The organism is Bradyrhizobium sp. SPXBL-02 (assembly GCF_051853065.1).
In the GTDB taxonomy this organism is placed as follows: Bacteria; Pseudomonadota; Alphaproteobacteria; order Rhizobiales; family Xanthobacteraceae; genus Bradyrhizobium.
The window spans coordinates 5,653,081-5,679,663 of sequence record NZ_CP182474.1 but is presented as its reverse complement, the minus strand read 5'-3'; the positions used below and the strand labels follow the sequence as shown (position 1 = coordinate 5,679,663).

19 protein-coding genes are annotated in these 26,583 nt (G+C 65.0%); 13 read left to right on the top strand and 6 right to left on the bottom strand.

The window, feature by feature from the left end:
- Positions 1-131: 131 nt before the first annotated feature.
- Positions 132-1,103 (top strand): ABC transporter substrate-binding protein, encoded by a 972-nt coding sequence (locus ACNJYD_RS26535; protein WP_439363777.1) that lies wholly within the window; start codon positions 132-134, stop codon positions 1,101-1,103.
- A 353-nt stretch (positions 1,104-1,456) separates the two neighbouring features.
- Positions 1,457-2,914 carry a hypothetical protein gene (locus ACNJYD_RS26530; RefSeq protein ID WP_439363776.1) on the top strand — a complete coding sequence of 486 codons (1,458 nt, stop codon included), beginning with the start codon at positions 1,457-1,459 and terminating at the stop codon, positions 2,912-2,914.
- A gap of 218 nt (positions 2,915-3,132) precedes the next feature.
- Here the strand turns inward: ACNJYD_RS26530 and ACNJYD_RS26525 are convergent, their stop codons facing one another.
- Positions 3,133-4,872: a methyl-accepting chemotaxis protein gene (locus tag ACNJYD_RS26525; RefSeq protein ID WP_212259717.1), complete on the bottom strand. Its 1,740-nt coding sequence runs from the start codon at positions 4,870-4,872 to the stop codon at positions 3,133-3,135.
- Between the two features lie 237 nt (positions 4,873-5,109).
- On the opposite strand from ACNJYD_RS26525, the gene ACNJYD_RS26520 reads away from it, so the two are divergent.
- From ACNJYD_RS26520 to ACNJYD_RS26505, 4 genes are all read left to right on the top strand, one after another.
- Positions 5,110-6,492 carry an ethanolamine ammonia-lyase subunit EutB gene (locus tag ACNJYD_RS26520; protein ID WP_212259715.1) on the top strand — a complete coding sequence of 461 codons (1,383 nt, stop codon included), beginning with the start codon at positions 5,110-5,112 and terminating at the stop codon, positions 6,490-6,492.
- A 154-nt stretch (positions 6,493-6,646) separates the two neighbouring features.
- Positions 6,647-8,233, top strand: a complete 1,587-nt coding sequence (locus tag ACNJYD_RS26515; RefSeq protein WP_212259713.1) for a B12-binding domain-containing radical SAM protein — start codon at positions 6,647-6,649, stop codon at positions 8,231-8,233.
- A 6-nt stretch (positions 8,234-8,239) separates the two neighbouring features.
- Complete coding sequence (gene eutC, locus ACNJYD_RS26510) at positions 8,240-9,025, top strand: ethanolamine ammonia-lyase subunit EutC (RefSeq protein ID WP_172784120.1); 786 nt, start codon at positions 8,240-8,242, stop codon at positions 9,023-9,025.
- A 208-nt stretch (positions 9,026-9,233) separates the two neighbouring features.
- Entirely contained in the window at positions 9,234-11,600 is a 2,367-nt protein-coding gene (locus tag ACNJYD_RS26505) for an efflux RND transporter permease subunit (RefSeq protein ID WP_439363775.1), read from the top strand.
- 28 nt (positions 11,601-11,628) lie between these two features.
- On the opposite strand, the gene ACNJYD_RS26500 is transcribed toward ACNJYD_RS26505, so the two are convergent.
- On the bottom strand, positions 11,629-12,462 hold the full coding sequence (locus ACNJYD_RS26500; RefSeq protein ID WP_439363774.1) for a hypothetical protein: 834 nt from the start codon (positions 12,460-12,462) through the stop codon (positions 11,629-11,631).
- Between the two features lie 90 nt (positions 12,463-12,552).
- Positions 12,553-13,050 carry a hypothetical protein gene (locus ACNJYD_RS26495; RefSeq protein ID WP_172784123.1) on the bottom strand — a complete coding sequence of 166 codons (498 nt, stop codon included), beginning with the start codon at positions 13,048-13,050 and terminating at the stop codon, positions 12,553-12,555.
- Positions 13,051-13,505: 455 nt separating this feature from the next.
- On the opposite strand from ACNJYD_RS26495, the gene ACNJYD_RS26490 reads away from it, so the two are divergent.
- The 6 genes from ACNJYD_RS26490 (at position 13,506) to ACNJYD_RS26465 (ending at position 19,665) form a co-directional block, all read left to right on the top strand.
- Positions 13,506-13,739 carry a hypothetical protein gene (locus tag ACNJYD_RS26490; protein WP_025035011.1) on the top strand — a complete coding sequence of 78 codons (234 nt, stop codon included), beginning with the start codon at positions 13,506-13,508 and terminating at the stop codon, positions 13,737-13,739.
- Between the two features lie 193 nt (positions 13,740-13,932).
- Positions 13,933-14,817: a squalene synthase HpnC gene (hpnC, locus tag ACNJYD_RS26485; RefSeq protein WP_439363773.1), complete on the top strand. Its 885-nt coding sequence runs from the start codon at positions 13,933-13,935 to the stop codon at positions 14,815-14,817.
- Complete coding sequence (gene hpnD / locus ACNJYD_RS26480) at positions 14,807-15,646, top strand: presqualene diphosphate synthase HpnD (protein ID WP_439363772.1); 840 nt, start codon at positions 14,807-14,809, stop codon at positions 15,644-15,646. Before hpnC ends, hpnD begins: the two co-directional genes overlap by 11 nt.
- Complete coding sequence (gene hpnE / locus ACNJYD_RS26475; protein ID WP_172784126.1) at positions 15,646-16,902, top strand: hydroxysqualene dehydroxylase HpnE; 1,257 nt, start codon at positions 15,646-15,648, stop codon at positions 16,900-16,902. The genes hpnD and hpnE overlap by 1 nt, the downstream gene beginning before the upstream one ends.
- Before the next feature lie 64 nt (positions 16,903-16,966).
- Entirely contained in the window at positions 16,967-18,919 is a 1,953-nt protein-coding gene (gene shc, locus ACNJYD_RS26470; RefSeq protein ID WP_439363771.1) for a squalene--hopene cyclase, read from the top strand.
- Positions 18,916-19,665 carry a phosphorylase gene (locus ACNJYD_RS26465; RefSeq protein ID WP_212259700.1) on the top strand — a complete coding sequence of 250 codons (750 nt, stop codon included), beginning with the start codon at positions 18,916-18,918 and terminating at the stop codon, positions 19,663-19,665. Before shc ends, ACNJYD_RS26465 begins: the two co-directional genes overlap by 4 nt.
- 1,034 nt (positions 19,666-20,699) lie before the next feature.
- Here the strand turns inward: ACNJYD_RS26465 and hpnH are convergent.
- On the bottom strand, positions 20,700-21,860 hold the full coding sequence (hpnH, locus tag ACNJYD_RS26460; RefSeq protein ID WP_036006086.1) for an adenosyl-hopene transferase HpnH: 1,161 nt from the start codon (positions 21,858-21,860) through the stop codon (positions 20,700-20,702).
- A 36-nt stretch (positions 21,861-21,896) separates the two neighbouring features.
- Positions 21,897-22,823: a 4-hydroxy-3-methylbut-2-enyl diphosphate reductase gene (gene ispH / locus ACNJYD_RS26455; RefSeq protein ID WP_172784129.1), complete on the bottom strand. Its 927-nt coding sequence runs from the start codon at positions 22,821-22,823 to the stop codon at positions 21,897-21,899.
- 453 nt (positions 22,824-23,276) lie between these two features.
- Here ispH and ACNJYD_RS26450 point away from each other — a divergent pair, with 453 nt between their 5' ends.
- Positions 23,277-25,865 (top strand): MMPL family transporter, encoded by a 2,589-nt coding sequence (locus ACNJYD_RS26450; RefSeq protein ID WP_439363770.1) that lies wholly within the window; start codon positions 23,277-23,279, stop codon positions 25,863-25,865.
- Here the strand turns inward: ACNJYD_RS26450 and ACNJYD_RS26445 are convergent.
- Positions 25,833-26,483: a DUF2147 domain-containing protein gene (locus ACNJYD_RS26445; RefSeq protein ID WP_439363769.1), complete on the bottom strand. Its 651-nt coding sequence runs from the start codon at positions 26,481-26,483 to the stop codon at positions 25,833-25,835. The genes ACNJYD_RS26450 and ACNJYD_RS26445 overlap by 33 nt on opposite strands.
- Positions 26,484-26,583: the final 100 nt, after the last annotated feature.

The following is a 26,583-nucleotide window of genomic DNA, read 5'->3' as shown; positions in this document are numbered from 1 at the left end:
TCGGACATAGGGACGCGGCTTCGGACATCGGATTGGTTGTCCATTCTCACTAGCTGTGTCGCCGCAAAGTGCTAGGCTTCGGACATGGATGGGCCTTTCCTCCGCGGTGCTCAATGAGACGACGCGAGTTCATGGGGCTGATCGGCGGCGCGGCGGCGACGTGGCCGCTTGGAGCGCGTGCGCAGCAACCGGCAAGGTGGCGCTACAGGGTAGGCTATCTCGCGAGCGCGTCGCGGGAGCAAACACTTCGTAATGTTGGAGCCTTCGAAGCGGGCCTGCGGAGCCTTGGCTACCGCGCTGGCGAGAATGTCGTCATCGAGTACCGCTTTGCCGACGGAGACATGGGGCGGCTGGCGGCGCTTGCCACAGAGGTGGTCGGGCTCGGCGTGGACGTCATCGTGTCCGGGACCAATGCGACCACGGTCGCAGCCATGAAGGCGACCCGGACGATCCCGATCGTGATGGCCAACAGTGCTGAGCCTGTCAGTGCCGGACTTGTCGCCAGTCTGGCGCGCCCGGGTGGCAATGTCACTGGGTTCAGCTCGGAGCCCGGCGATGAGATCAACGGCAAGCGGCTCGAATTTCTGAAGGACACTCTGCCGAACCTCTCGCGTGTGGGCGTTCTGTGGAATCCGGACTTTGCGCCCAATCAGGAGCGGCTGGCATCGCTGCGGGAAGCTGCCCAAGCGCTGGGGTTGACGCTTGTCCCGGCCGAGGCGCGCGGCCCGGATATGCTTGAACAAGCGTTCGCGACAATGGTGAGGGAACGCGCTCAGGTGCTCGTCGTGTTCAGCGATGGAGTACTGTTCAACCACCGCGGTCTGGTTGGCGTCATGGCCGTCAGAAATCGGCTGCCTGCAATCTCTGCCGTGAGAGAATACGCGGAAGCGGGCTTCCTCTTGAGCTACGGGACTGATTTGCCAGATCAGTTTCGCCGGTCTGCAATCCTTGTCGACAAGATTCTCAAGGGTACGAAACCTGGCGATCTGCCGGTTGAACGGCCGATCAAGTACGAACTTGTTATAAACCTCCAGACCGCCAAGGCACTCGACATCAACATGCCACCGACCCTGCTGACGCGGGCCGATGTAGTGATCGAGTAGGCACTCTGATGTCGCTTATTGGCCCTTTGCGTCAGTTGGTGCGGAGCTGCAACATGCCCGTAGCCGTGGGCGAGCCGGAATTGTCGGGATCAGGTACACCCGGCGCGATCAACTCCTGGCGAACGTCCCCGCAGCGGTGCCCATATGCAAGAGGAAGCCCCCGCTTTAGCCTTAATGCAGCGCTTCAAATCGCCGTAGTACAATAGTAACTACTGCTGGCCGAGAGTGACCCTGCACGCCATGGCAGGTTCACCCAGGTGAAAGAGCATAGATCGCTTGCGCGCGAGATAACGTCTGCGGCCGACGTCACGGGAAGCGCTCGCGCCCCCGATATGCCGGCAAGCCGTTTCCGCATGAGCCTGCGTTGGCTGATCGTCGCGGCGCTCCTCCTGGCCGCCTTGCTCGTCCAGATCCCCGTCGTTCTGAACCCCGATCTGGCCTGTCTGCTGACGGAAGGCGAGCAGGTTCTGGATGGGCGCAAGCCCGGCGTCGACCTCCTGGAGCTGAATCCGCCGCTGTCGGTCTATCTTTACATGCCGGCATCGATGCTGGCGCGAACGACCGGCATTGCGCCTGAGCTCATCGTGATCATCCTGATCCTGGTCGAAATCGTCGTCGCGCTTCTGATGATCGATCGTGCCGCTGCGGCAGCAAGGCTGGGGACTGAAGAGCGGGTCGTCGCAACCTGCCTGTTCGCGTTCTTGTTCGCGATTCTTCCGAGCGGCGTCTTCGGACAGCGTGAGCACATCGCCGTGATTGCGCTGACCCCTTTCGTCGCCGTCACGGCGATCCGCTGGCGCGGCCTCAGCCCCGGACCGGTGGCGATCCTGGCAGGACTTGGCGCCGGGCTGGCCTTGAGCATCAAGCCCCACCTCGCCCTGGTAATAGGACTTCCGGTCATCCTTGCGGTCTTCCGCCAGCGCTCTCTCAGGCCGTTGTTCTCTCCGGAAGCGATGACGGCGGCTGCTGTCGTCATCGGCTACGGAGCGATGCTCGTCATCGTCTTCCCCGCTTATCTGTTCGACTATGCGCCGATGGTCTCTGCCGCTTATCTGCCGCTGCGGATGAATCTGGGCGATCTGCTGTCCTTCCCGGCCACGGTGATGGCCGGATCCATCGTGTTTCTCGGCCTGCTGGCCCCGCACGAGTTCAAGATCGGGGGCAACGCGACCCCGTGGCTGGCCGCAGCCGTCGGCGGAGCTGCGAGTTTCGTTCTCCAGGGCAAGCATTGGACCTACACGGCGTTTGCGCTCTGCGTCTTTGCGATTGCCGCGCCGCTGCTCCATGCGCGCGTGAGGACGATGCGGATGCCGGTCATGATCGCGGGCCTTGCGGCCGTCGCGCTCATCGCCTACTGCCTGTCCTTGCAGGTCCGGCCGTTTCCGCCGCTCAAGGAGCGCATCCAGGCTCTCGCAACGCATCCGCGGCTGATCACGATCGGCGATCACATCGCGCTGGGGCATCCGCTCGTCCGTGAGGTCAACGGGACCTGGGTGGGCAGCTCCTGCGTGCAGCTATTGGCGGCCGGCGCGATGATGCTCCAGAAGACGACGCAGCCAACCCAAGGCGAGCGCGCAAGACTGGACAGCATCATCGATTTCGAGCGACGGCACTTGCTCGCGGACCTGCGCGCCGGTCGACCGGATGTGATCCTCGTGGATACCCAGCTGCTGAGCGCGGTCCCGTTCGACTGGCTGGCCTGGGCGAGGTCCGATCCCGAGATCGAGGCGGAGCTAAGTCGCTACCGCGAGGTCGAAGATGCCGGCGGCCGCGTCCGGATCCTGGTCGCTCGATCGGGTTCGGAGCGGTAACAACCCGTTCGGTCGTGCGCCGGCCGCGGCACCGGCGCCACGCTCGCCATGCTGACATCATGCCAGTGTTTTGCCCGACGAGTCAAAATCGATTCGTAAAAACAGCAGGCTTTCACGTCGGCCGCCAAGCCATTGAAAAGCTTGGCCCCGTCTACTGTGCATGGGGTTGTTTTTCAGTTTTTGTTGGGGCGACCGCTTTCGCCGCGGTGGTCCAGCCGCTACCCCGCCCTGGCGATGCGGCCGTCCGCCGACCCCGCGCGCAGGTTCTGGAAGAACGTCTCCACCTCCCGCGACAGCGTCTGCGCCGTCTCGGTCAGGCTGCTCGCCGCGGTCAGCACCGAAGCCGCCGCCGTATCGGTCTCGCCGATGGCATCGCGCAGCGAGGTGATGTTCGCCACCAGCGTCTCGTTGCCTTGGGCGGCGCTTTGTGCGTTGGAGGAGATCTCGCGTGTGGCCTGGTCCTGCTGACTGACGGCGCCGGCAATCGCCGACGTGACCTCGTTGATCTCGCGCACCGCGCCGCCGATCTCGCGCACGGCGTCGACCGCGTTGCGGGTCGAGGCCTGGATCATCGCGACGTTCTCGCTGATCTCGGCGGTGGCCTTGGCGGTCTGACCCGCGAGCGCCTTCACCTCGTGGGCGACGACGGCAAAGCCGCGGCCGGCATCGCCGGCGCGCGCCGCCTCGATGGTGGCGTTCAGCGCGAGCAAATTGGTCTGCTCGGCGATCGCCTGGATCAAATTGAGCACGCCGTCGATGCGTTGGGTGGCCGCAGCGAGGCTCTCGATCTCGGAGATCGACTTCTCGGTGCGCTGGCCGGTCTGCTCGACCGCGCCGGCGCTCTGCCGCACCTGGCGGCCGATTTCCACCACCGAGGCCGAAAGCTCCTCGGCCGCGCCCGCGACCGCCGTGACGTTGTGCGAGGCCTGCTCGGTGGCGTTCGCCGCGCTGCCGGCGCGGCTGCTCGCATCCGCAGTGACCCGCGTGATGGTCTGCGCGGTCTCGCGCATGACCGAGGCGTTGTCGCTGAGGCCGCGCATGATCGCGCCGATCGCCTCGCGAAATTGCTCGACGGACCGCTCGACGTGGCGGGCGCGCTCCTCGCGCGCGGCGGCGTCTTGCGATACTTGCGAGGCGAGGTTGCGGTTGCGCCCCATCGCGTCCTGGAACACCTGGATGGCGCGGGCCAGCGCGCCGATCTCGTCGGCGCGGTTGGAGTGCGGCACCACGACATTTTCGGCGCCGTCGGCGACCTGCTTGATGGTGGCCGTGATCGCGGCGAGCGGCCGGGCGATCGAGCGGGCGATGATGACGATGCCGACGACGACGAGGGCGAGCGCGACGCCGCCGAGGCAGGTGAGGATGAACGAAAATGTGCGGTTGGTCTCGGTCTGCTGCGCGATCTGCCTGGCGCGCTCGGCATAGACCTTCGACAGCGCCTCGAGGTCCTTGTTCAGCGCCGAGCGCACGCTGCGATTGGCGTCGTTGTCGCCCCATTCGCGGCCCGCGGCCGCGTTGATCTCGACGCCGCGGCGCACCAGCTCCTTGCGGAACTCGACGAACTGCTCGATGCGCTTCTTGAACGTCGCGAACTGCTCGGCATCGTCGGCCTTGACGATGGTCTCCCAGCGCTTCACGACGTCGAGGATCTGGGCGTTGAACTTGAGCAGGCCGTCACCGTATTTCTTCACCACGGCCGGCTCGGTCGACATGTAGACGCCGCGCGATTCCATCACCACCGCATAGACCAACGAGTTGACCCGCTCGACGTTCAGCGCGGCGGCATTGGCGGTCTCGATCGCGCCTGCGAGGTCGGCGCTGCGGCGGCTGTTGTAGTCCGACAATATCGCGATCGCCGCCGTGAGCAGCGCGAACAGCGCGAAGATCGCATAGAGCTTGCCGGCAAGCGTGAAGCGGCCTGCCGGCTTGGCGGCATTCCCAGATCGGTCGGATGTCATGATGTTCAGGGGCCCGGATTGGCCTGGAGCGGCCGGTGAGCGGGGTTGGGTAAAATTGATGCAAAACTATGCGGAACGAAGATGGATACGGCGTTAACGCAGCTCCTGGCCGCCTCCGTCCTTGGTCGAAGGAAAGGCAAGCCATTTCAGCGTCTTGATCCCTGGGTTTAGTTTCAGGATAGTCTTTCGGGATAAGTCCTGGAGTCGGCCGTTGGCCGAGCAACCCCGGAGAGACCCTTGGTCTACCGCCACAGCATCGACGCCACGACCTACAGCTTCCCTGATCTGCGCGACCTGCTCGCCAAGGCGACACCCCCGCGCTCCGGCGATCGGCTGGCCGGAATTGCCGCTGCCAGCTCCGAGCAGATGATCGCGGCGCGGATGGCGCTCGCCGATGTGCCGCTCGGCCAGTTCCTGCAGGAAGCCGTCATTCCCTACGAGGACGACGAGGTCACCCGCCTCGTCATCGACAGCCATGACGCCAAGGCGTTTGCGCCGGTGGCATCGCTGACGGTCGGCGCCTTCCGCGACTGGCTGCTGTCGGACGCCGCAACGCCTGACATGTTGAAGCGGCTGGCGCCCGGCATCACCCCCGAGATGGCGGCCGCGGCGTCGAAGCTGATGCGCAACCAGGATCTGATCCTGGTGGCGCGGAAATGCGAGGTCACCACCGCCTTTCGCAACACCATCGGCCTGAAGGGGCGGATGAGCACACGCCTGCAGCCGAACCATCCGTTCGACGACGCCAGGGGCATCACCGCCTCGATCCTCGACGGCATCCTGCTGGGGGCGGGCGATGCCTGCATCGGCATCAATCCGGCGAGCGACGATCCCGCAATCATCGGGCAATTGCTGCGGCTGCTCGATGAGATCATCGCGCGGCTGCAAATCCCGACGCAGGGCTGCGTCCTGACCCATGTCACGACGACGCTGTCACTGATCGGGCAGGGCGTGCCGGTCGACCTCGTCTTCCAGTCGGTCGCAGGCACCGAGGCTGCCAACCGCAGCTTCGGCATCGACCTTGCGCTTCTGAAGGAGGCGCACGAGGCGGGGCGATCGCTGCGGCGCGGCACCGAAGGGCAGAACGTGATGTATTTCGAGACCGGCCAGGGCTCGGCGCTGTCGGCGGGCGCCCATCACGGCGTCGACCAGCAGACCTGCGAGGCGCGCGCCTATGCGGTCGCCCGCGCCTTCGCCCCGCTGCTGGTCAACAGCGTGGTCGGCTTCATCGGCCCGGAATATCTCTATGACGGCAAGGAAATCATCCGCGCCGGGCTGGAGGATCATTTCTGCGGCAAGCTGCTCGGCCTGCCGCTCGGGGTGGACATCTGCTACACCAACCACGCCGAGGCAGATCAGGACGACATGGACAATCTGCTGACGCTGCTCGCCGCCGCCGGCGTCACCTTCATCATGGGCGTTCCGGGTGCCGACGACGTCATGCTGAACTACCAGTCGACGTCTTTTCACGACGCGCTCTATGTCCGGGACGTCTTTGGTTTGCGCCGCGCGCCGGAATTCGACGACTGGCTGGCGCGGTCGGGCATCACGGGCGGCGATTTCCGGATTGCGGCCGATGCAGGCCTGCTGCCCGATTTTGCCTCGCGTCTGATCGCGTAAGGCGGCACTAAGCGTCAAACTTTCTCCTTTGGGGAAACCGTCGGCGCTGCCCGGAATTGTGCTTGTGCCACAATGTTGAGAAATTCCGGCGGCAGCATTACGCTATGTGTCTGGCTGGCAATTTCCGCAACCAGGTCGTGGCGGGGGAGCTTTGATGCGAGCTGAAAGTAACGGAACGTCCCGGCGGATTCTCTGCGTGTTTCCGCGCTACACCTCGTCCTTCGGCACGTTCGAGCATTCCTATCCCCTGACCGATGGCGTCCGCGCCTTCATGCCGCCGCAGGGGCTGTTGCTGATCTCCGCCTATCTGCCGCATGACTGGCAGGTCAAATTCGTCGACGAGAACCTCCGCCGCACCACGAGGGAGGAGTTCGAATGGGCGGAAGCCGTCTTCGTCAGCGGCATGCACATCCAGCGCCAGCAGATGAACGACATCTGCCGCCGCGCCCATGAGTTCGATCTGCCGGTCGCGCTCGGCGGGCCCTCCGTCAGCGCCTGCCCCGACTATTATCCGTCCTTCGATTATCTGCATGTCGGCGAGCTCGGCGACGCCACCAACCAGCTGATCGAGATCCTGTCGCGCGACACCTCGCGGCCCGAACAGCAGGTCGTGCTCACGACCAAGGACCGCGTGCCGATGACGGAGTTTCCGATCCCGGCCTATGAGCTCGCCGAGGTCAAGAAATACTTCCTCGGCAGCATCCAGTATTCCAGCGGCTGTCCCTATCAGTGCGAGTTCTGCGACATCCCCGGCCTTTACGGCCGCAATCCACGCATCAAGACGCCGCAGCAGATCATCGCCGAGCTCGACCGCCTGCGCGAATGCGGCATGACCGACACGGTCTATTTCGTCGACGACAATTTCATCGGCAACCGCAAGGCGGCCCTGGACCTGCTGCCGCACCTGATCGAGTGGCAGAAGCGGACCGGCTATGTCGTCCGGCTCGCTTGCGAAGCCACGCTCAACATCGCCAAGCGCCCCGAGATCCTCGAGAAGATGCGCGAGGCCTATTTCATCACCATCTTCTGCGGCATCGAGACGCCCGATCCCGACGCGCTGAAGGCGATGCAGAAGGACCACAACATGATGGTCCCGATCCTGGAGGGCGTGCGCACCATCAACTCCTACGGCATGGAGGTGGTCTCGGGCATCATCATGGGGCTCGACACCGACAAGCCGAACACCTCGGAGGCTTTGCTCGCCTTCGTCGAGGAGTCCCGGATTCCGCTGCTCACCATCAACCTGCTGCAGGCGCTGCCGAAGACGCCGCTATGGGACCGGCTGGAGCGCGAGGGGCGCCTGGTCGATGACGACAGCCGCGATTCAAACGTCGACTTCCTGTTGCCCTATGACGAGGTCGTCGCGTCCTGGAAGCACGCCATGGCGGTCGCTTACGCGCCCGAGAAGGTTTACGCGCGCTTTCAGCATCAATGCGACAACGTCTATGTGCACCGCCTGAAGATGCCGGTGCCGGACGAGATGAAAACCTGGCGTAACATCCGGCGCGGCCTCGTCATGCTGCGTAACATCTTCTGGAAGGTCGGCGTGCTCGGCGACTACAAGCGCGTATTCTGGAAGTTCGCGCTGGGGCGCATCAAGCGAGGCGATCTCGAAGGCCTGATCGGCTGCACGCTGATCGCGCACCACCTCATCACCTTTGCGCGCGCGGCCTCCAGCGGCAAGCAGAACGCTTCGAACTATTCGATCCGGCTGCGCGAGGCCGCCGTTCCCGCCGAATGATGCCGCATGTCTGATCCGGCCCCGCCGCGCCGCCCCGTCCTCGATCTGCGGGCGTTCACGCCCGCGCGCGTCGCGCTCGGGCGCAGCGGCGCGAGCCTGCCGACGAAGGCGCTGCTCGATTTCACGCTGGACCATGCCCGTGCGCGCGATGCCGTGCATGCGGCCTTCGATACGCCGCGTCTGATCGCCGATCTCGACGCGCTCGGTCTTGCGGTGACCGAGGTGAGGAGCCGGGCGGTCGATCGCAGCGACTATCTGCGGCGGCCGGATCTGGGACGACAGCTCGAGCCCGACTCGGCGCAGCGTCTGGCACGAAGCGTCTCGGCGCCGTGCCAGCTCGCTGTCGTGATCGGAGACGGCCTGTCCGCGGCGGCGGTCCACAGCCATGCGGCGATCGTGGTAGGGCGCCTGTTGCAATTGCTTGCCGAGGGCGATGCTGTCGCGGTCGGCCATGTCGTCGTCGCCTCGGGCGCGCGCGTTGCGCTCGGCGACGAGATCGGCGCCATTCTCGGCGCGCGCATGGTTCTGATGCTGATCGGCGAGCGGCCCGGCCTGTCCGCGCCCGACAGCCTCGGCGCTTATCTGACCTTCGCGCCGCAGCCCGGCCGCACCGATGCCGAGCGCAATTGCGTCTCGAACATCCACCACGCCGGGTTGAGCCATGACGAGGCGGCGTTCAAGATCGCCTGGCTGGTTCGCGAGGGGCTGGCCCGGGAGGTCACCGGCGTCGCGTTGAAGGACGAGAGCGCAGATCGCGCGCCGCGCCAAATTGGCACATTCTCGCCGGGATAACCGGGGACCGGGCCCGAAATCGCCGCATCTTGATCGATTTGCCCACACTTCGCCTGCTTGCGAGAGGGGTGACTGACCTGCTAAACCCCCTCGCGGCGATTTTCCGCGCATTTTCAAGGGGCAAGCCTCCCATTGGTATGGCGTTTTCAAGCCGTTCGCGGGGCGCAATAAGCTCACAGGCCGAGCCGATTTAGGAACTGGACAAGGCATGCTCGAAAAGCACAGCGAGAGTGAGGTTCATGTCGACAAGGTCGAGCAGGGACCTGCGTCCTCCATCGCCTTCGGGCTGGAGCGTCTCGGGCTGATCGCCGTCCGGGCCCCGATCGTCTCCTGCATCGTCCTGCTCGCGCTGATTGTCGGCGCGGTGTTCGGCATCTACCGGATCAAGATCGACGATTCGCTGTCGCAGCTGTTCCGCTCCGACAGCCGGGAATTCCGCCAGTATGAAGAGGTGACCAAGAAGTTCCCGGCGGAGGAGTTCGACGTCCTCGTCGTGGTCGAGGGCAAAGCCCTGCTGGAGCGGAACAACCTGGAGAAGCTGCGCGACTTCGTCACCGACTTGCAGCTGGTCGAAGGCACGCGCGGCCTCGTTTCGCTGTTCTCGGCGCGCCAGGCGCCGGCCCCGGGCAAGCTGCCCGCGGCGCTGTTCCCGGCCGAGCTGCCCGAGGGCGCGGCCTATGACAAGTTCATCGAGACCGTCAAGAACAACGAGATCATCCGCGGCAAGCTGCTGTCGGAGGACGGCACGCTGGCGCTGATCGTGCTGTCGCTCGATCCCGAAGTGGTCGGCTCCAACAAGCTGACCAAGACCGTCGGCGACATCCGCGCGCTGATGAAGGAAGATCTCGGCGACACCGGGCTCAACGTCCAGCTCTCCGGCGTGCCGGTGATGCAACTCGAGATCCGCAATGCGGTCGAGCGTGACGGGTTGACCTACAACATCCTCGGCATTCTCGCCGGCTGCATCATCGCCATCATCTTCTTCCGCAAGATCTCGTTCATGATCGCGGCGGCATTCCCGCCGATGATCGCGATTCTGCTGGCGCTCGGGGCGCTCGGCTGGGCCAATTTCAACCTCAACATGTTCCTGAACGTGATGACGCCGCTCATCATGGTCATCAGCTTCTCGGACTCGATGCAGCTGACCTTCGCCGCGCGCGACCGGCTGATCGCTGGCCAGGACAAGTTCACCGCGTTCAAGAACGCTGTGCTGGTGGTGGGGCCGGCCTGCGTGCTGACGCACGGCACCGCCGGCATCTCCTTCATCGCGCTGCAATTCTCCGACTCCGATTTGATCCGCAAGTTCGGCGAGGCTGGGCTTGCCGCCACCATCATCGCGCTGGTCGCGGTGCTGTCGCTGGTGCCCGTTTTCGGCGTGCTGTTCGTGCGCAACGAGAAGGTCTTCGCGGTCAAGTTCCAGGGGGCCGATGCCGGCGTCCAGGCGCTGCGCAATTTCTGCTACTGGATCGCGGTCCGCATGGTCGGCCGGCCCGGCCTGTTCAGCCTGATCGCGGTGCTGTTCGTCGGCGGCCTCGGCGTCATCTATGCCAATCTGGAGCCGCGCTACCGGCTCGCCGACCAGGTGCCGGACAAGCGCCAGGCGGTTGCCGCCAGCGACCGGCTCGATGCCAAGCTCACCGGCGCCAATCCGGTCAACGTGCTGATCGTGTTCCCCAAGGGTGAATCGCTCTATTCACCGCAGACGCTCCAGACCATCGCCGAGGTGCATGCGACGGTCGAGAAGGCCGCGGGCGTCGGCAACGTCTGGTCGCTGGAGACGCTGCGCCGCTGGCTGGCGGAAAAGGCCGGCAGTGCCGACGTCGCGACGCTGAAGGAATATGTCAGCGTCATTCCCGAGCATCTGGTGCGTCGCTTCATCGACGCCGAGCAGGACGCCGTCGTCGTCGCCGGCCGCGTGCCGGACAAGGATTCCAGCCAGCTCCTGCCGATCGTCGACAAGCTCGATACCGAGCTCGATGCTGTCCGCAAGAAGCATCCGGGATACGAGGTCGCGGTGACGGGTCTCGCTGCGATTGCGGCGCGCAACTCGGCCAACATGATCGAGAAGCTGAACCGCGGCCTCACGGTCGAATTCGCGCTGGTCGCGATCTTCATCGGCCTCGCCTTCCGCTCCTGGGTCGTGATGTTCGCCTGCATCCTGCCGGGCATCTTCCCGGTGGTGATGTCGGGCACGGTGCTGTGGGCGATGGGCGAGGGACTGCAATTCGCCAGCGTCGTCGCGCTCACCGTCTCGTTCGGCCTTGGCCTCTCCGCCACCATCCACTTCCTCAACCGTCTCCGCCTGGAGAGCAAGCCGGGCGTCGGCTCCGCGCTCGCGGTGGAGCGGGCGACCGTGCTGGTGGGACCTGCGCTGATCCTGACCACGGTGGTCTTGGCCTGCGGCCTCGTCGTCACCGTGTTCTCCGACCTGCCGTCGCTGCGGCTGTTCGGCTGGCTCAGCGCCTTCTCGATGGTGATGGCGCTGGTCGCCGACCTCTTCATCCTCCGGCCGACGGCGATGTGGCTGATCAACCTGCACGACAAGCTGCAGGGCACGGATAAGCCGGCGATCTGAGTCTGGGGCGGCAGACGCCGCCTCGCGCTCACGCCTCGACGCGGACGATCCCGTAGGGATTGAACTTGAAGTCGTCCTCGGCGTAGTCCTGCTCCCGCGAGAGCGTGAGCTTGCGGTCGCGCAGCGTTGCATCGATGCCGTGCTCGGCCATTGCGTTGGCGATCTCTTCCATCAGCATCACCGCGGACCATTCGTTGCCGCGCGATTTCGCGACATAGACCTCCGGCAGGCCGACGAGGTGATAGCCGACGGTCTCGTAATAGCGGTCGCCGGCGAGCGGGCGCTTGGCGAACGCCAGCCGGCACGCCTTGGTGACGGCGGGGGTCATGCGCAGGCCCTGGCTGGTGATGGAGCCCTTGCGCGCCTGGTCCATGAGACTTCGCCACCGCGCGAGGCCGTGGGCGACGCCGGCGCTTTCGCCTTTTGCGGCAACGGCGCCCGCGTCGAACATCTCGTCCACGATCTGCAGCGCGGCGGCCGAGTAGGCGGCCGTCTTCTGCTGAGCCATCGGCGGGCTCCGCAGGTAGAGGACCGATTTGTGGTTGGCCACGGCCGCTTCGTCGGACGCGGACCATGCCTTCGGGAAGACGCGGTCCCAGCACACGCCGAACGACCGCTCCATGCGCGGATCGGGCTTTCCTTGCGAATAGGTGCGGTCGATCTCGAAGCCGAAATCGGCAATCGTTTTGGCCACCGCCTTCGGCGGATGCAGCAGGCTTTCATTCTTGCCGAGGAAGCAGAGCACGTGACGCGGCTTCACGGACGAAGACTGCATGTTCGCTTCCTGCTGATCACCGGCGAAGGCGCGGCTGGCCACGAACAGGCCGGCGGCTTTCAGCAGATGTCTGCGGATCGGGTCCATCTCAGCAAATCCAGCCGCGCAAGTTCATGTCAGCAAAAAGCCCCCGGCTCGCAGAACCGGGGGCATGTTCCTCGTTGCGGGCAAGAGCCTTCAGCCCTTCGTCATGGTGATGTTGACGCCGCGGATCTCGCCCTTGGACGAGATCTGCACGGTCTGCTTGGTGCCGTTGGTGCGCAGCGACAGATTGGCGGCAAAGCCGTTGGCCTCGACGAAGACCTCGATCTGGCCGCCACCGGCGGTGCCCTGGAGGTTGCCGAAGATGTTGCGGCTGGACTCGCTCCAATTGCCGGAGATGCGGTCGCCCTGGCTCGTCACGTCGCTGGTGAGGTCGAACTTGTAGCTGTCGGAGGCGCAGTGCAGCGCCTGCTTCAGACTGAGGCCGCTGCCGGCGACCTTGTAATCCGCCTTGCAGCGGATACGCTCGGTGGAGCCGTCGGACAACGACACCGTGCCGGTGCCGCTCCACGCGCCGTCGAAACCGGCGAACGGTCCGGACGACTGAGCATGGCTTGCCGTAACCGAAAAGAGCAGCGCCGCCCCGATGCCGGCCGCCGTGATTGCCAGTCCAGATCGCCCAAAGAATTTCATCGCAAATATCCCGTTTTGGAACGACGTTCGCTCATCATTGAGAACGTCTCGCCACATCGAAAGTTTAGTGCTCCGAGCAAGTCGCAGGTTCAACGCCCGGCGGCCAGAGACGGCGGTTCACGCAGCCCCGCCGTGCTCCAGGGCCGCGATTTGCCGTGTTTCGGCATGTTTGCGGCGACCAAGGGCGGGCGAAGAGATGCAGCGCGGCAACAGGTCTGCATTAAAACGCAACGCTTCCGAATTATGATGTAGTATCAAGCCCTTACATCTGCGATTGAAAATGCGGGGAAGACCTGTTCGGCGGGTGCGGCGCCAATTTGGCCGCATTTGCCAGTGCTTGTGCCTTCTCTGAGGCCGCTACAAGCGGCGACTTGCCATCAGAACAATCCGTTCCGGTCATCCGCCCTGTGCAGTCCGGGATCGGTGCGATTCTGCCGTCAGAATGAAGGAATACAATGCGTAATCTTCTCGTCGCTCTCACCCTGCTGTCGGCCTCCCTTTCGACAGCGGCGTTCGCCCAGCAAGGGCGAGGCACGGACGCCGAGCAGAAGGCCTGCACCCGCGATGTGCAGAAGTTCTGCCGTCCGGTCATCGACCAGGGCGATTTCACGATCCTGGCTTGCCTCAAGGAGAACCGGGCCAAGATCTCGCAGGCCTGCGACCAGGTCCTGAAGAACCACAATCAATAAACTCGGCCATTGGCCCCCAAGGCGGCCCTCGGCCGCTTTTTCCGGGCGCGATCCGCGAAGGGGCGGCCGTCGACGGACAGGATTGGTTTTGCGGCCGTATTCCCCTATATGGGGGCCGCGGCGGCATCGCCGGCATGAGCCCGCGCGAGCGAAGAAGCCCTTCCTGTCCAACCGATTGTAAACCAGCCCCTCGATGACCTCTGCGAGCGAATTGCGATCCGGCAAGGGTGACCGCGACGAGAATTTTCCCGTCGCGTCCTGGATCATTCATCCGCGTCATCGCGCCCTGATCCTGGCCTATTACAATTTCGTCCGCACCGCCGACGACATCGCCGACCACGCCACGCTGCCCGCCGACCAGAAGCTCGCTTTTCTCGACCTGCTCGAGGCGGAACTGCTCGGCAAGGGCGACACCCAGCCTGAGGCCGTCAGCCTGCGCCGCGCGCTGGCCGAGCGCGGCATGCCGCCGCGCCACGCGCTCGACGTGCTGATCGCGTTCCGCATGGACGTGACCAAGCTGCGCTACGAGACCTGGGACGAGGTCATCCATTATTGCCGCTATTCGGCGATGCCGGTCGGCCGCTTCATGCTCGACGTCCATGGCGAGAGCACCTCGACCTGGGCCGCCTCGGACGCGCTCTGCGCAGGCTTGCAGATCAACAATCATTTGCAGGATTGCGGCAAGGATTTCCGCGAGCTCAACCGCGTCTATCTGCCGCGCGATGCGCTGGCAGCACACGGCGCCTCGGCCGAGCAGCTCGGCCTTGCGCAATCGCCGCCGGCGATGCTGGCCTGCCTGCAATCGCTCGCCGCGCGCAACGAGGCGCTGCTCGAGGAGGGCAGGTCGCTCGCTGCGGAAATCCGCGATTTCCGTCTCGGCGTCGACGTCTCCGTCATCCAGGCCTATGCCGACCGCATCGTGCGCCTGCTCAAGGTCCGCGACCCCCTGCGCGAGCGCGTGCATCTGAACAAGTTCGAGCTGCTCGCCTTCAGCCTCGCCGGGATGATCGGCGAAGTCGGCCGCCGTGCGGTCGGCCGCAAGGCCATTTCCAGACCGGGGACTGCCCATGACGCTTGAGGCGACCACGCCCGGCGCCAATTACGGCTCGACCGCATCCGGCAGCTCGTTCTATGCCGCGATGCGCATCCTGCCGCGTGACCAGCGCGACGCGATGTTCCAGATCTACAGCTTCTGCCGCCAGGTCGACGACATCGCCGATTCCGACGGCCCGCGCGAGGAGCGACTCGCAGCACTTCAGGAATGGCGCAACGACATCGACGCGCTCTATCAGGGCCATCCGCCGCCGCGGCTGAAGGACTACGTCGCCTCGGTGAAGACGTTCGGGCTCAAGCGAGAGGATTTCCTCGCCATCGTCGACGGCATGGAGATGGACGTGCCGCAGGATATCCGCGCGCCCGACATGGCGACGCTGGATCTGTATTGCGACCGCGTCGCCAGCGCAGTGGGGCGGCTGTCGGTGCGGGTGTTCGGCATGCCCGAGGAAGACGGCATTCTGCTCGCGCACCATCTCGGCCGCGCGCTTCAGCTCACCAACATCCTGCGCGACATCGACGAGGACGCCGGCCTCGGCCGGCTCTATCTGCCGCGCGAGGCGCTGCTGCATGCCGGCATCACCTCCAACGATCCGAACCGCGTGATCGCCGAGCGCGCGCTGCCGAAAGTCTGCCTGCCGCTGGCGCAGCGCGCCAAGGTGCATTTCGAGAAGTCGGACGAGATCATGAACCGCAACAGGCGCCGCGCCGTGCGCGCGCCGCGGATCATGTCGAAATACTATCATTCCATTCTGGACCTCCTGATCGAGCGTGGCTTCTCCGCGCCACGCGCGCCGGTACGTGTGTCGAAGATCACACGGATCCTGATCCTGCTCCGTTACGCTTTCATCTGATGCAAAACACAGCTCACATCATCGGTGCTGGAATTTCCGGCCTCTCCGCCGCCGTGCGGCTCGCCAATGCCGGCTTCAAGGTCGCCGTGCACGAGGCGACGCACCAGGCCGGCGGCCGCTGCCGGTCCTATTTCGACGGTGCGACCAATCTCACCATCGACAACGGCAATCATCTGCTGCTGTCGGGCAACAGCCATGCGCGTGCCTATGCGCGCGCGATCGGCACCGAGGCGGGCCTCGTCGGCCCGGAGCGCGCGCAATTTCCCTTCGTCGACATCAAGACCGGGCAGCGCTGGCAGATCGATCTCGGCGACGGCCGCTGGCCGACCTGGGTGCTCGACGAAGGCCGCCGCGTGCCTGACACCGGCCTTTCCGATTATCTCAAGCTGGCGCCGCTGATCTGGGCGTCGGAGGAGACGCTGGTCGGCAAGTCGATTCCGACCGAGGGCATCCTTTATCAGCGCCTGGTGCAGCCGCTGCTGCTCGCCGCGCTCAACGTCGATCCGCCTGAAGGCTCGGCCGGGCTTGCCGGCGCGATCGTGCGCGAGACGCTGCTGGCGGGCGGTCAGGCCTGTCGTCCCCTGATCGCGCGCGATGGCCTCAGCGCCGTGCTGATCGAGCCCGCCGTGACGTTTCTGCAGGAACGTGGCCACACCGTTCAGCTCGGCCATGAGCTGCGCTCGTTCGTCAGCACTGACGGCAAGGTGACCGCGCTGAATTTCGGCGGCGAGGATTTGATCCAGCTCGGCGCGGGCGATGTCGTCGTGATGGCGGTGCCGCCGCGCGCGGCCGCCGGCCTGTTGCCGGGGCTGAAGACGCCGACCGAATTCCGCGCCATCGTCAACGCGCATTTCCGCTTTGAGCCGCCGCCCGGCTCGGCGCCGATCCTCGGTGTGATCGGCGGCATTGTGGAATGGCTGTTCGCGTTCCCGAATCGGCTCTCGGTGACCATCAGCAACGGCGACCGGCTCGTCGACATGCCGCGCGAGGAACTCGCGCAGGCGATCTGGAACGACGTCTGCGAGGCGGGCGGTGTCTCCGGCGAGCTGCCTCCTTGGCAGATCGTGCGCGAGCGCCGCGCCACATTTGCGGCGACGCCGGCCCAGAATGCCCTGCGTCCGGGGCCGGTCACTGCGCTGAAAAACCTGTTCCTCGCCGGCGACTGGACTGCTACGGGATTGCCAGCAACCATCGAGGGATCGGTCCGGTCGGGTGACCGCGCCGCCGATCTGGTTCTGGCCGCCAAAGGATCCTGAAAGGCGGCCTGACGGGCAAATGTCCCGGTCAACTTTCAATCGACTATCGGAGCAATCGAGCGACATGGATTCCGTGACCGCGACCAGCCGCGAAGCTTTGGAATCGAGCATTGCGTCGGCGACCCAGGGCGTCCTCGGCTTCCAGCAATCCGACGGCCATTGGGTGTTCGAGCTCGAGGCCGACTGCACGATTCCGGCCGAGTACATCCTGCTGCGCCACTATCTCGCCGAGCCGGTCGACACCGTGCTCGAGGCCAAGATCGGCAACTACCTACGCCGCGTTCAAGGCGCTCATGGCGGCTGGCCGCTCGTGCATGACGGCGAGTTCGACATGAGCGCCAGCGTGAAGGCGTACTTCGCCCTGAAGATGATCGGCGACTCCATCGACGCGCCGCACATGATGCGCGCGCGCGAGGCGATCCACGCCCGCGGCGGCGCGATCAACAGCAACGTCTTCACCCGCTTCCTGCTCGCAACCTTCGGCGTCGTGACCTGGCGCGCGGTGCCGGTGCTGCCGATCGAGATCGTGCTGCTGCCGTTCTGGTCGCCGTTCCACCTCAACAAGATCTCCTACTGGGCGCGCACCACCATGGTGCCGCTGATGGTGATCGCCGCGCTGAAGCCGCGCGCGAGGAATCCGAAGGGCGTCGGCATCGACGAATTGTTCCTGCAGGACCCGCGCTCGATCGGCATGACCGCCAAGGCGCCGCATCAGAGCATGGCCTGGTTCCTGCTGTTCCGCTCGCTGGATGCGATCCTGCGCGTGATCGAGCCGCTGTTTCCCAAGAGCCTGCGCAAGCGCGCGATCGACGCCGCGCTCGCCTTCACCGAGGAGCGGCTCAACGGCGAGGACGGCATGGGCGCGATCTATCCGCCCATGGCCAACATCGTCATGATGTACGACGCGCTCGGCAAGGACGAGAACTTCCCGCCGCGCGCGATCACGCGCCGGGGCATCGACAAGCTGCTCGTGATCAAGGGCGACGAGGCCTATTGCCAGCCCTGCGTCTCGCCGGTGTGGGACACGACGCTGACCGCGCATGCGCTGCTGGAAGCCGGCGGCGACAAGGCGGTGCCCGCCGCCAAGCAGGGCCTCGACTGGCTGATCCCGAGGCAGGAGCTCGCGGTAAAGGGCGACTGGGCGGTGAAGCGGCCCGACGTCCGCCCGGGCGGCTGGGCCTTCCAGTACAACAATGCCCACTACCCCGATCTCGACGACACGGCCGTGGTCGTGATGTCGATGGACCGCATGCGCCGGGAGCACGGTGCGGCCGGCTATGACGAGGCGATCGCCCGCGGCCGGGAGTGGATCGAGGGCATGCAGAGCGACGACGGCGGCTGGGCCGCCTTCGACGTCAACAACCTCGAATATTACCTGAACAACATCCCGTTCTCGGATCACGGCGCGCTGCTCGATCCGCCGACCGAGGACGTCACCGCGCGCTGCATCTCGATGCTGGCCCAACTCGGCGAGACCGAGAAGACCAGCAAACACGTCGCCGATGGCGTCGCCTACCTGCGCAAGACCCAGCACCCCGAGGGGTCCTGGTACGGCCGCTGGGGCATGAACTTCATCTATGGAACCTGGTCGGTGCTGTGCGCCCTCAACATGGCCGGCGTCGACCACAAGGACCCCATGATCCGCAAGGCCGCCGACTGGCTGGCCTCGATCCAGAACGACGACGGCGGCTGGGGCGAGGACGCCGTCAGCTACCGGCTCGACTACAAGGGCTGGGAGGCCGCCCCCTCGACCGCCTCGCAAACGGCATGGGCCTTGCTTGCCCTGATGGCGGCTGGCGAGGTTGATCACCCGGCCGTCGCCCGCGGGGTGGAGTACCTGATTGCAACACAGAACGAAAAAGGGCTGTGGGACGAGCAGCGGTACACCGCCACAGGCTTCCCCCGCGTGTTCTATCTACGTTATCATGGTTACCCAAAGTTCTTTCCGCTGTGGGCATTGGCGCGGTATCGGAACTTGCGGAACACCAACAGCAGGGTGGTAGGGGTCGGAATGTGACTTTGGGGACGGGGGACTTTGTTACCGCGGGTAATGCCATCGACCCGCGGCCGATACTGATCGTGACTGGACTGGTGCAGGAGGCCCGCATTGCGGCCGGGCCTGGCATGGCGGTCATTTGTTCATCCAGCAGCCCGACCCAGTTGCGGGCGCTTCTGACGGTGGTGGACCCAGAGACGATTCGCGGCGTGATCTCGTTCGGCGTGGCCGGCGGGCTCGATCCGAGCTTGCGCTCCGGCGACGTCGTGCTGGCGACAGAAGTGCTCTCCGGCGACGCCCGCTGGGCTGCCGGCCTGTCGCTCGGTGACGACCTGATCGAGCGCCTGACCTCCGGCCGCCGCCGCGTCGTGCGCGGCAGCCTCGCCGGGGCCGAGGAAGTGGTCACGAAGCGGTCCTGCAAGGCAGCGCTGCACTCCGAGACCGGGGCCGCCGCCGTCGACATGGAAAGCCACATCGCCGCCGCCTACGCCGCCGAGGCCGGGCTGCCTTTCGCCGCGGTCCGCGTCATCAGCGACCCCGCCCACCGCGCGCTGCCGGCGCTCGCCCGCGCCGCGATCAAGCCGAACGGCCAGATCGACCTCGCCGCCGTGCTGCGCGGCATCGTGCGCAATCCGGCGACGCTGCATGCCCTGGTCTCGACCGGCATCGACTTCAACCGCGCGCTACGGTCTTTGCGTGGCTGCCGCGATTATCTGATCGGGACGGAGCTGATCGAGAGCGAGGAGTTGGTGTCGAAGGCGGCGTGAGCGGGTTCTTCGAGTTGGCAAGACAAAACAGCCCGGTCGTCTGACCGGGCCTTTTGTTTTGAGCTGCCCGATCCCCGTCACGGGCGAGTGGCGTCCTTCCACTCAGCACGCAACGACAGCGATAGGCTCGCAGGAGCTCAACGCGGCTGGTCAAAATGCCCGTCGGGCAAAACAGCGCGGACCTCGTCAATCCCTTCCTGCAAAAATATTCCACTTTTCCGAATTTCGGATTTGTGGCATAGGACGCTCATCCCGGTCCTGCCAGAGGGGCGCTTCGCGATCGTCACGAGATGCGGGTCGGGGTGCGGTGGACGCGGCAGCGCCGGCGCGAAAGGCGATGACAGGGCGGGCATCCGTGAGTCATGCGCGACGCGTACGACACGGCGCCGTCAAAGCGGCCAGGCTGGATCTCTGGGGCGAGCACACGCGAGCCCCCGATGCTTCTGGCAGGGCCGTCCGCGGACGGAGAAGTCGTGTGGTCCCGACGCCCGGGGTTCTGGCGTCAAGTCTTGCGGTGATGCGGCGGCCCGACCGGGTGTGCACATCGATCAGCCGCGACGACGACGGGGGCAATAGTGCAACGCTCCCCGAGGAGAGCACGAAGGACACCGTTAAAACCAACCGCGCAGGGAAGGCCGGGCGATCGGCAACACCTGTGATCCACCCCGTGTGCATTTTTGTTGCGCACGGATTGCGGGTGCCGCCGGCGCCCGGTCTTCCCTGCGCCCTCTGGTCTTCAAAGGGACGCGAACGAGACGCATAGCCCGGGCGAACGCACCGCGGGAATGCGAAGGTGTGTCTGCGATGGACAGCGCGAATGGCAAGAGCAAGCTGCTGCCGCGCACTCCGTCATTGCGAGCGCAGCAAAGCAATCCAGACTGTCTCCGCGGAAAGATTCTGGATTGCTTCGCTTCGCTCGCAATGACGCTGGGACTGATGGCGTGCTCCCACGCTGCACGGATCCTGCGCAAAAGAAAAAAGCCCGGTCGCGGTCGCGACCGGGCTTCGTTCGTTCGTGCCAGCTCGTGTGCGTTTTACGCCGCCGTCGAAGCCTTCTGCGCGGCCTTCGCCTGCGCGGCGGCGGCTTCGTCCTTGCGGATCTCGGAGAGCTTCTTCTGGACCTGCTCGGAGAAGATGTACTGCGCCGGGCGCTGCTTGGAGAGGTCGATCTCCGGCGCCATCGGGCCACTGGTCCGCACGCCGCGCAGCGCCACCCACATCGCCTTCAGCGGGTTGTTGAGCGCTGCGGTCGCCGCGGTCGGCTCGTAGCCGCAATGGGCCATGCAGTCGGCACACTTCTCGTACTTGCCGGTGCCGTAGGAATCCCAGTCGGTGGTCTCCATCAGCTCCTTGAAGGTCTTCGCGTAGCCTTCACCGAGCAAATAGCAGGGCTTCTGCCAGCCGAAGATGTTGCGCGCGGGCATGCCCCACGGCGTGCACTCGTATTCCTGGTTGCCGGCGAGGAAGTCCAGGAACAGGCCGGAATGCATGAAATTCCACTTCTTGCCCTTGCCCATCGCAAAGACGTCGCGGAACAGCTTCTTGGTCTTGGTGCGGTTGAGGAAGTGCTCCTGGTCCGGCGCGCGCTCATAGGCGTAGCCCGGGGACATCGAGACGCCGACACCGAGCTCGGTGGTGAGGTCGAGGAATTTGGCGATCTCCTCGGCCGGGTGGCCGTCGAAGATGGTGGCGTTGACGTTGACGGTGAAGCCGCGCGCCTTGGCCGCCTTGATCGCCGAGACGGCGCGGTCGAACACGCCCTTCTGCGAGACCGCCTTGTCGTGGTGGTCACGCAGGCCGTCGAGATGTACCGAGAAGAACAGATAGGGCGAGGGCTCGAACAGATCGAGCTTCTTCTCCAGCAGCAGCGCGTTGGTGCAGAGCGAGACGAACTTCTTGCGCGCCACGAGGCCGCGCACGATCTCGCCGATCTCCTTGTGGATCAGCGGCTCGCCGCCGGGAATGGCGACCATCGGCGCGCCGCATTCATCGGCCGCGTCCCAGCACTCCTGCGCGGTCATGCGGCGGTTGAGGATCGCATCGGGATAATCGATCTTGCCGCAGCCGACGCAGGCGAGGTTGCAGCGGAACAGCGGCTCCAGCATCAGCACGAGCGGATAGCGCTTGCGGCCAAGCAGTTTCTGCTTGAGCAAATAGCCGCCGATACGCATTTCCTTGAAGAACGGGATAGCCATTACAGGTTTCTTTCTGGGCTTTTCAATTCGGGTGGGTCAGCTCGCGGCCAGTTGGGCCGGAAGCCGGAATTCGATGTTTTCCTCGCGGCCCGGCAACACCGAGACCTTCACCGGTCCGATCCGCCGCATCGCTTCAATCACGTCATCCACGAGTACCTCGGGCGCCGAAGCGCCGGCCGTGACGCCGACGGTCCTGGCATCCTTCAACCACTCCGGATTGAGCTCGCTGCCGTCGGCAATCAAATAACTCGCGACGCCGGCCTCAGTGCCGATTTCGCGGAGCCGGTTCGAGTTCGAGCTGTTGGCAGCGCCCACCACCAAGATCACGTCGACCAGCTTGCTCAAGTCCCTTACCGCAGATTGGCGGTTCTGTGTCGCATAGCAGATATCCCGGATATCCGGACCTTGAATGTCTGTAAAGCGGGCTTGAAGGGCCGCGATGATGTCCTTGGTGTCGTCGACCGACAGGGTGGTCTGGGTGATGTAGGCCACTGGCGTATCTGCCGGCAGGGTCAGTGCCTTAACCTCTTCAACGCTTTGAACAAGCTGCACCGGCCCCGGGACCTGGCCCATCGTGCCCTCGACCTCGGGGTGGCCGGCATGGCCGATCAGGATCAGGGTGCGGCCCTTGCCGATGTAGCGCTTCCCCTGATTGTGAACTTTCGTGACCAGCGGGCAGGTGGCATTGAGCACCGGAAGGTCGCGTGCGGCGGCCTCTTCCTCGACGCTGCGGGCGACGCCATGGGCGCTGAACACGGTCACCGCCTTCGGCGGCACCTCGGAGAGTTCCTCGACGAAGATGGCGCCTTTGTTCTTCAGGCTCTCGACGACGTATTTGTTGTGCACGATCTCATGGCGCACGTAGACGGGCGGGCCGTACTTCTCCAGCGCCCGTTCCACGATCTCGATTGCACGCACCACGCCCGCGCAGAAGCCGCGCGGTTGCGCCAGATAAAGTTCCATGGGACGCCCATCACGCAAGTTGCACCCATCCGCTCTCGTAAGTCCCCAAGCGGCACTCCGATACTGACCAATGAGTTGCAATATCCGCACCATTGGTTCGCGCCTGCGGTAACTACCCACCCCTGTGGGGGCTCCGCCGCATGGAGGCGCAGTACTTTGTGTCAAAAAATCGGCAGAATGGAAAGCTGGAACCGCGGGCGGAGGCTTCTGAGGTATTTTGGTAGGGTATGCGATGTGCCCGCTTGCGCGACATTCCTGCGTAGTCCTTCGTCACTTTCCCGCCTCAACTCCCCGGCTATACCGGCGGCCCGCATGATTTTGCCACGGTCTCCCGCCGTTTACCCTCGAACCTTCTGGCGGCGAGAACCACCCAAAACAGCAATAGGTTTCGCCCGGGAACTCCGATAAACAGCGGGCGTTTCCGGCAAGCTGTTAACCGCAGAAAGAAAAGAAGTGCTGCAAAGCGTCGTCGTTGCCATCGTCAGGGCCTGCACCCGGTTTGCCTCCCTCGTCGTCGTTCTCGGGCTCCTGCTGTCGGTGGGGGCGGGCTATTACGCTGCGCGCCACTTCGCCATCAACACCGACATCAACTCGCTGATTGCCCAGAATCTGGACTGGCGCCAGCGTGATCAGCAATTCGATCGCGCCTTCGACCGCGACGCGACGATCACGGCGGTGGTCGAGGCCAAGACCCCGGAAATGGCGAGCGCCGCGGCCGATGCGCTCTACGCCAAGCTGAAGGACGACAAGACCAACTTCCAGTCCATGCAGCAGCTCGGCAGCGGCGAATTCTTCGAGAAGAACGGCCTGTTGTTCCTGCCGACCGAGGAGGTCGGCAAGATCACCGGCCAGTTCGAATCCGCAGCGCCCCTGATCGAGATCATGGCCGGCGACCCCTCGATCCGCGGCCTCACCGGGGCGCTGGAGACGGGCCTTGCCGGCGTCAAGCGCGGCCAGGTCAAGCTCGACAACACCGAGCGGCCCTTCAATCTGATCGCGCAGACGGTCGAGACCGTGCTCAACAAGGGCAATGCCAGCTTCTCCTGGCGCGAGCTCGTCAGCGACGAGCCGCTCAAGGATTCGGACAAGCGTACCTTCATCGAGTTCAAGCCGATTCTCGACTACAACGCGCTGGAGCCGGGCAAGGATGCCACCGACGCGATCCGCAAGGCCGCTGCGGATCTGGATTTCACTGGCAAATACCAGGCGCGGGTGCGGCTGACCGGCCCCGTGCCGATCGCCAACGAGGAATACGCCACCGTTCAGGAGGGCGCGGTCGTCAACGGCGTCGGCACGATTCTCGTCGTGCTGGTCATCCTGTGGCTGGCGCTGCATTCGTCGAAGATCATCTTCGCGGTGTTCGTCAATCTGTTCGTCGGCCTTGCGATCACGACCGCGGCCGGCCTGATGATGGTCGGATCGTTCAATCTGCTGTCGATCGCCTTCGCGGTGCTGTTCGTCGGCTTGGGGGTCGATTTCGGCATCCAGTACAGCGTCCGCTACCGCTCGGAGCGCTACAAGCACGACGATCTCGCCGGTGCGCTGGTGCTGGCGGCCAAGCGCTCGGCGGTGCCGCTGTCGCTGGCGGCGATGGCGACGGCTGCCGGTTTCCTCTGCTTCATGCCGACCGACTACAAGGGCATCGCCGAGCTCGGCCAGATCGCCGGCGTCGGCATGCTGGTGGCGTTCATCTCGTCGATTACCGTTCTGCCAGCCATGCTGAAGCTGCTGAACCCGCCGGGCGAGCCGGAGCCAGTCGGCTACGCCTTCCTCGCGCCGCTCGACCATTTCCTGGAGAAGCATCGGGTGCTGATCGTCGGCGGCACGCTGCTGCTCGCGCTCGGCGGCCTGCCGCTGCTCTACTTCATGAAGTTCGACTTCAACCCGATGAACCTGCGCAATCCGCACGCCGAGTCGATCGCCACCTTCCTCGATTTGCGCAAGGATCCGAACACCGGCGCCAATGCCGTCAACGTGATGACGACGTCGGAAGAGCAGGCGAGGCAGGTCGAGGCGAAGCTGGAGAAGGTGCCCGAGGTGCTCAGGGTGATGTCGCTCGACAGCTTCGTGCCGCAGGACCAGCCGCCGAAGCTCAAGCTGCTCGCGCAGGGCGCCAAGGTGCTGAATCCCGCGCTCAACCCCGATCAGATCGACGCAGCGCCGACGGATCAAGAGAATGTCGAAGCGCTGAAATCCTCGGTCGACAATCTGCGCCGGACGGCGGGCGAGGCGAAGGGCCCGGGCGCTGTCGCCTCGCGCCGTCTTGCCAACGCGCTCGAAAAACTCGCCAATGGCGACGAGGCCACGCGCAACAAGGCGCAGGACGTGTTCGTCGCGCCATTGAAGATCGTGTTCGACCAGCTCAGGAACGCGATGCAGGCAGGTCCCGTCACCCTGAGCTCGCTGCCGCCCGATCTCGTCAGCGCCTGGAAGAGCAAGGACGGTGTCATCCGCGTCGAGGCGCTGCCCAAGGGTGATCCCAACGACAACGATACGCTGCGCAAATTCGCAGCGGCGGTGCTCCAGGCCGAGCCGACTGCGATCGGCGGGCCGGTCTCGATCCTGAAATCCGGCGACACCGTGGTGAAGGCGTTCATCCACGCCGGCATCTATGCACTGCTGGTGATCGGGCTCCTGCTGTGGATCACGCTCCGCCGCTTCGTCGACGTGCTGATGACGCTGGTGCCGCTTCTGGTTGCCGGTGCGGTGACGCTCGAGATCTGCGTGTTGATCGGCCTGCCGCTGAACTTCGCCAACATCGTCGCGTTTCCGCTGCTGCTCGGCGTCGGCGTCGCCTTCAAGATCTATTATGTCGTGGCCTGGCGCTCGGGCAGGACGAACCTGCTCCAGACCAGCCTGACGCGCGCGATCTTTTTCAGTGCGCTGACGACGGCGACCGCGTTCGGCAGCCTGTGGCTGTCGAGCCATCCCGGCACGTCCAGCATGGGCAAGCTGCTGGCCCTCTCGCTGGTGACGACGCTCGCCGCCGTGCTGCTGTTCCAGCCGGCCCTAATGGGCAAACCCCGCAATCTCAGGGAGTAGGCAGATGTCGCCGACGGGGTCGGCGGTGCCCTTCTGACCGGGCTTGGCTGCGCCGGCGGCCTTGGGAGCTGCGGGCGCAGGCGTGGTGGTGCCCGTGGCTTGGGCTGCCTGGGCCCCTTGCCCCGCTTGCGGCTTCGGCGCAGTGCCGCTGGATTTCGCCGCGCCCTTGGCCATGGCGTTGGCAGGGCTGGAAGGGATCGGCGGGCCGACCCGGGTCCAGGTTTCGCCGCCGCAGAGGAAGCCCATGACGCAGCCCTTGATCTCGAGCTGGTCGGGGCCGGCCGGCGTGATCGTCGCGCTGTAGAGCTGGCCGTCCTTGGCGTTGTAGACCTGCCCTTCCCACTGATCGACGCCGGGCTTCTTCTTCATGTCGATCAGGGTTGCCATGCCGAGCGTCGGCCTGTTCTTTTTCGAGGCATCCGGATTGTTCTCGTCGCGCCCGCCGGGCTGCTTTTCCCAGGAAACCGCGCCCCACATGCTGCCATAGCATTGGGCGACGCGAATGTTGGCAACGCCGTCGGCGACCCGCCAGTCGCCGGTCGGATCCGCGCCGAGCGCGGGCGTCAGGCCGGCGTAACCGCCAGCCAGTATTAGTCCGGTGTAAAGGGCCAAACGCATGTGTGTTCCTTGGCAGTGCAACATGGTCTAAAGCTGTGCTTGCGAAGATGGTCCGAAAAAGGGCAAAAGGCCGCACAGACCGTTTTCAGTAACGGTCCGT

What these genes read in the sequence shown, in the direction of transcription:
- ACNJYD_RS26535 (WP_439363777.1), top strand. Translation starts at nt 132, where the DNA reads ATGGGGCTGATCGGCGGCGCGGCGGCGACGTGGCCGCTTGGAGCGCGT.
- ACNJYD_RS26530 (WP_439363776.1), top strand. Translation starts at nt 1,457, where the DNA reads ATGAGCCTGCGTTGGCTGATCGTCGCGGCGCTCCTCCTGGCCGCCTTG.
- ACNJYD_RS26525 (WP_212259717.1), bottom strand. Translation starts at nt 4,872, where the DNA reads ATGACATCCGACCGATCTGGGAATGCCGCCAAGCCGGCAGGCCGCTTC.
- ACNJYD_RS26515 (WP_212259713.1), top strand. Translation starts at nt 6,647, where the DNA reads ATGCGAGCTGAAAGTAACGGAACGTCCCGGCGGATTCTCTGCGTGTTT.
- eutC (WP_172784120.1), top strand. Translation starts at nt 8,240, where the DNA reads ATGTCTGATCCGGCCCCGCCGCGCCGCCCCGTCCTCGATCTGCGGGCG.
- ACNJYD_RS26505 (WP_439363775.1), top strand. Translation starts at nt 9,234, where the DNA reads ATGCTCGAAAAGCACAGCGAGAGTGAGGTTCATGTCGACAAGGTCGAG.
- ACNJYD_RS26500 (WP_439363774.1), bottom strand. Translation starts at nt 12,462, where the DNA reads ATGGACCCGATCCGCAGACATCTGCTGAAAGCCGCCGGCCTGTTCGTG.
- ACNJYD_RS26495 (WP_172784123.1), bottom strand. Translation starts at nt 13,050, where the DNA reads ATGAAATTCTTTGGGCGATCTGGACTGGCAATCACGGCGGCCGGCATC.
- ACNJYD_RS26490 (WP_025035011.1), top strand. Translation starts at nt 13,506, where the DNA reads ATGCGTAATCTTCTCGTCGCTCTCACCCTGCTGTCGGCCTCCCTTTCG.
- hpnC (WP_439363773.1), top strand. Translation starts at nt 13,933, where the DNA reads ATGACCTCTGCGAGCGAATTGCGATCCGGCAAGGGTGACCGCGACGAG.
- hpnD (WP_439363772.1), top strand. Translation starts at nt 14,807, where the DNA reads ATGACGCTTGAGGCGACCACGCCCGGCGCCAATTACGGCTCGACCGCA.
- hpnE (WP_172784126.1), top strand. Translation starts at nt 15,646, where the DNA reads ATGCAAAACACAGCTCACATCATCGGTGCTGGAATTTCCGGCCTCTCC.
- shc (WP_439363771.1), top strand. Translation starts at nt 16,967, where the DNA reads ATGGATTCCGTGACCGCGACCAGCCGCGAAGCTTTGGAATCGAGCATT.
- hpnH (WP_036006086.1), bottom strand. Translation starts at nt 21,860, where the DNA reads ATGGCTATCCCGTTCTTCAAGGAAATGCGTATCGGCGGCTATTTGCTC.
- ispH (WP_172784129.1), bottom strand. Translation starts at nt 22,823, where the DNA reads ATGGAACTTTATCTGGCGCAACCGCGCGGCTTCTGCGCGGGCGTGGTG.
- ACNJYD_RS26445 (WP_439363769.1), bottom strand. Translation starts at nt 26,483, where the DNA reads ATGCGTTTGGCCCTTTACACCGGACTAATACTGGCTGGCGGTTACGCC.